Here is a 4,586-nt window from a genome sequence, read left to right as displayed (position 1 = left end):
GAGCACGCGGCTGTTAACCGCGCTGTCGTAGGTTCAAGTCCTACTCGGGGAGTTAATTATATAAGAAAAAGATCAGATATCTGACACGATATCTGATCTTTTTTTGTTGTTAAGTATAGGATTACTCTTCCACTGCCTTCTCAATATCCATATTTTCCGGCAGAATCAGGTTAAGTACGAGAGCCAGAACAAATACTACTGCCACACAGTTTTCCGCAAACACATCCTGGAGGATGGCCGGGAAGATCTGGAAGATCTCCGGAAGCAGGGTAAATCCGATTCCCACGCTCAGAGAAAGGGAGCTGATAATCGTGTTTCTCTGGCTGAAGCCGGCGCGGGCAAGCATCTGCACACCGCTGATGATGATGGAGCCAAACATCATGATCGTACAGCCACCCAGAACGGCATCCGGAAGAGATGCGAAGAAGGGCCGATCGGCGGGAACAGTCCGGCCAGAATCATGCAGATGGCGCCCGTCATGATGGTAAAACGGTTGACGACCTTCGTCATGGCAATCAGCCCCACGTTCTGGCTGAAGGAGGTTACCGGAAGGCATCCGAACAGTGAGGAGATACTGCTTGCGAATCCGTCACAGGCCAGGGAGCCGGATATCTCTTTCTCCGTAATATCGCGGTCGAGGCCGGATACGACCATGGCGGTCGTGTCGCCGATCGTCTCCGTCGCCGACACCAGGAAGATCACAACGACAGACAGAATGGCGCCGGCGTGAAACTCCGGCAGAAACGGCAGAATACGCGGAAGGGATAAAATACCGCCTTCCAGCATCCCGGACAAATCCACAACACCAAGTACGATGGCGAGCACATAGCCTACCACCAGGCCAAACAGAACGGAAAGCTGTTTCCAGAAGGACTTTGCAAATACATTAAACAGAATACAGCTGAGGAGCGTAACGGTACCGATTAATAAGTTGGTCGCAGAACCGAAGGAATCGGAATAACCGCCGCCGAAAGAGCGCGCGCCCACTGTCAGGAGTGAAAAACCGATGGAGGTCACGACACAGGCCGATACGATGGGGGAAATCAGCTTTCGCCAGTATTTGGCGAACAGGCCCAGGGTTCCCTCCACCAGGCCGCCGATGAGAATGGCCCCCAGCATGGAGGGATAGCCGTATTTGGCTCCCACAGAGCTCAAAATGGTCACAAACGTAAAGCTCACTCCCATAACGATCGGAAGCTTCGCACCGATGCGCCAGACCGGATACAACTGAATCAGCGTAGCAACCCCTGCGATGAACATGGCATTCTGGATCAGGGCAGCCGTCTGGCTGGTCTCTAAGCCCGCCGCCGCAGTCACGATGACGATTGGAGTCAGATTCGCCACGAACATTGCAAGTACATGCTGCAGACCGAAGGGGATCGCTTTTCCCAAAGGCACACGCCCGTCCAGTCTGTAAATGTTGTTAATGCTGACTTCTGCATTGCTTTTCATGATATTCTCCTTTATCATTTTCTTATTTCAATGTTTTTGCCGTCGTCTGCTGAACTGTCCGCGTTCCGCCCCCTGTCATCAAAGCAGAGAGCACCGTCTGCAGTTTCCTTCATCTACGGCACTTTTCAGTCATCGTTCACCCCCTCTTTACCATGAGAATCGGAATCTGCCGTATAGCGTGTCATACCGTCCAGCCGGGATCCCGTCTTTTTACACGCCGCATCGCTGCGACTGAACAAAAAAAGACTTCCCGGCTGTCGGAGACAGGCAGCTTAAAAGCTGCTCCTGTAGCCCTGACATTTAGGAAGTCGGATAGAAACGTCCAGGCCATTATCCTGGACATATACAAGATGCATACGGTAATTTCTATTCAATTTTCACAAAAACATTGATTTGATATGTTTTATTATAAACATTTTCATCAATAAAGTCAATATATTTTTTAGGTATTCTTAAATTATTTTAGATATCATGCATAATAAAACATTTTAATTCAACCTGCATATTTTTAAGATTTGTGAATAGAAAAATCCGTTTCGTTTTTTATAAGTTCAACCGTTCCGCCCGCCGGAACCGGTACGGTGAGAATTCCGCCGTCGTCGGTCAGAAGGCCGGAGGACAGCTGCTCGCCTGTACACTCCCGCACCGTCATTTTATACACCGTTTTGCCGCTTCCCAGGCGGAGGAGCAGTCCTTCCCTCCCGGTTCCATTGACAAACACCATCTCTCTCGCCGGCTGATGCACGGAGACCAGCTCCCGGCTGTGGTAAGTGCAGGCCAGCTGCTCCCCCGCGCGGCCCATGATGACGTTATAACGGCACTGCGGATTCAAGGGTTCAAAGCTCCCTTCCAGAAATGCCTTCTTATACCGTTTCCACAGGCCGCAGTAGTAAGCCAGCATCTCCTTATGCTCCCGCGGAAGCTCCTCCAGCCTCATGGAGAGCTGCGGCACGCTGAACAGAATCTGTATCATCTGCAGGGCCGCCCCCGCCGCAGTATCCTCCCGATCCCACATGAGCATATCGGAGTGCACCGCGCTCTCCCCTGCAATCAGCCGGAGGTCCGTCACGCGCACATGGTTTTCTGCGTCGTCGAAGGGGCAGTCCACGGCGCGGAAAATATTGCCGAAGCTGCGCATCCGCGGCCCGTTATACGTCTGCCGGAATTCCAGCATAATATCCGCCTTATGGTTTTTTAACCGCGCCATGCAGTCTTTCATCAGCCGGTCGGCCGCCTCGGTAAAGGAAGTGCAGTCCCGCCTGTCGTCCTCCTCCCTCCCGCTAAATGGCGTAACCACGAATTCATCCACAAAGTCCAGCTTGAAGCCGTCTAAATCCCAGTCCAGAAGCGCTTTTTCATAAATACCGATCAAAAACTCCCTGACCTCGGGATACCGCGGGTCCAGCACATGCCACTCCCGCTCCGCATCCGGGTCGATGAGCATGTCCTTAAACCGCTGGAAATTTTCCGATCGCTCACCGATAAAGGGAACCGAATACCATGGGATGACGCCCATACCGATATCGTGCATCCGTTTTACAAATCCAGCCATATCGGGAAATTTGGAGGGAGCCGGTTTCCAGTCTCCGCAGTATGCGTAACCGCGTCCGGTATCCTCCGTCTGCCATCCGTCATCCAGAAGAAGGCTGCTGCATCCGAGTTCCTTCGCCAGCTCCGCCTGGGCGAACAGCGTCTTTTCATCCACGTTCTGGTGGTAACTGTACCAGGTGGAATACATGATCTCCCTGGCCGCTTCCGGCACCACGGCCGGTTCATTGCCAGGAATAGTCTCCCACCATTTCGCCGTGTCCGCAAGCGCTTTATAATAAGGCAGGGGACGGGTATCCACGCGTACCGTTACCGAATACTCCATCCCACGGTATGCCTCCCGGGCAAACAGGGCTATCTCCACATCGTACTGTGCGGTTTCCTCCACGGGGATGCTTTTCATTCCGATGGTATGAAGCGTGTCGGACAGGGCGATAACGGCGCAGTTTCTATTATCCTGCGCGATCAGGCACTCCACCGGCGCCCCTGTGAATCCGCTGGTTTCATACAGATTCTCGAACCAGTCCGAATTGAGGGCCTTGATCAAGTGGAGCTTTGGCGTCCAGCGGTAATGAATGCCTCTGGCCGGAACCGTGATATGAATCCGCACCGGCGGAAATACCGTCTCCCGCTCTGCGCGGAAGGACCAGGACAGAAAGCGGACGCCGCCTTCCTCCCACGATTTCCTTACCACCGTGAACGCCTCCGGCACGCCTTCCTCCCGGATTTCAATTGTTCGTTTCATCATGCTGCACAATGGCTTTTCCTCCTGTCATGTCAGTTTTTTTCTGCCTTCGGCCGCTTTAACTTTTCACAGCACCTGCAATCATCCCGTCAACGATATATTTCTGTGCAATACAGTAGATCAAAAGGATCGGAAGGATCGACAAAACGATAAACGCGCACACGTAGTTCCATTTATACGTCATATAGCCGACAAAGCTGTAGATGCTGAGAGGCAGCGTATTCTTGGCCGTATCCGTCACAAAATACAGGGAGATCTGAAAATCGTTCCATACCCCCATAAAGGTGATAATAATATTTGTGAAGACGGCCGGCTTTAACAGCGGAAAAATCACCCGGTAAAACATGCTCAAGAGTCCGCAGCCCTCCAGCATGGCCGATTCATCCAGGGACCTGGGAATCCCCTTGATGACGCCCGAATAGATCATAATGCTGAGCGGCAGCCTGGAAGCCACATGGATCAGAATAATCGCGGCGTAGGTCCCGCTGAGTCCTAAAAACTTAACGATCATCACCTCTGGTATAAGCGAAAGGGGCGCGATCATGCCGATCAGGAAGTAATTGCTCAAAATCCGGCTCAGCCTGTCGGATCGCCGCGTCAGGACGAAGGCCGTGATTGAGGCCACAAACACCGTCAGCGTCACCGCCGAGCCGGTGATAATCAGGCTGTTCTTAAACGCCCGCAGCAGCTGTCCCTTCTCGATTACGTAGGCAAAATTCTCCCACAGAAATTTTTCCGGAAGGGAAAATGTCACCACCGCGGCCTCAGACACGGATTTGAAGGAGGTCAGAAGGACCAGTAGAAACGGAAACAGCACGAGAAATGCCATAAACACACAAAT

Annotated in this window: 2 protein-coding genes, 1 pseudogene and 1 riboswitch; all 3 genes and pseudogenes read right to left on the bottom strand. The window is 52.4% G+C overall.

Annotation, left to right across the window (positions count from 1 at the left end; all coding sequences use genetic code 11):
* Positions 1–121 precede the first annotated feature (121 nt).
* Positions 122–1,452 (bottom strand): annotated as a pseudogene (locus ACLTD4_RS32945) (uracil-xanthine permease family protein).
* A 268-nt stretch (positions 1,453–1,720) separates the two neighbouring features.
* Positions 1,721–1,821, bottom strand: a riboswitch (purine riboswitch).
* Between the two features lie 139 nt (positions 1,822–1,960).
* The gene (locus ACLTD4_RS32940; protein WP_243008205.1) at positions 1,961–3,748 is read right to left on the bottom strand and encodes a glycoside hydrolase family 36 protein; all 1,788 of its coding nucleotides are present in this window, start codon (positions 3,746–3,748) and stop codon (positions 1,961–1,963) included.
* Between the two features lie 55 nt (positions 3,749–3,803).
* A partial coding sequence (locus ACLTD4_RS32935) for a carbohydrate ABC transporter permease (RefSeq protein ID WP_412331930.1) occupies positions 3,804–4,586 on the bottom strand: 783 nt, incomplete at its 5' end.

It is taken from the genome of Hungatella sp. (genome assembly GCF_046966825.1).
This window is presented reverse-complemented; position numbering and strand designations above follow the sequence as displayed.

Excerpts from the sequence above, each read along its gene's own strand:
- ACLTD4_RS32940 (WP_243008205.1), bottom strand. The coding sequence starts at position 3,748 with ATGATGAAACGAACAATTGAAATCCGGGAGGAAGGCGTGCCGGAGGCG.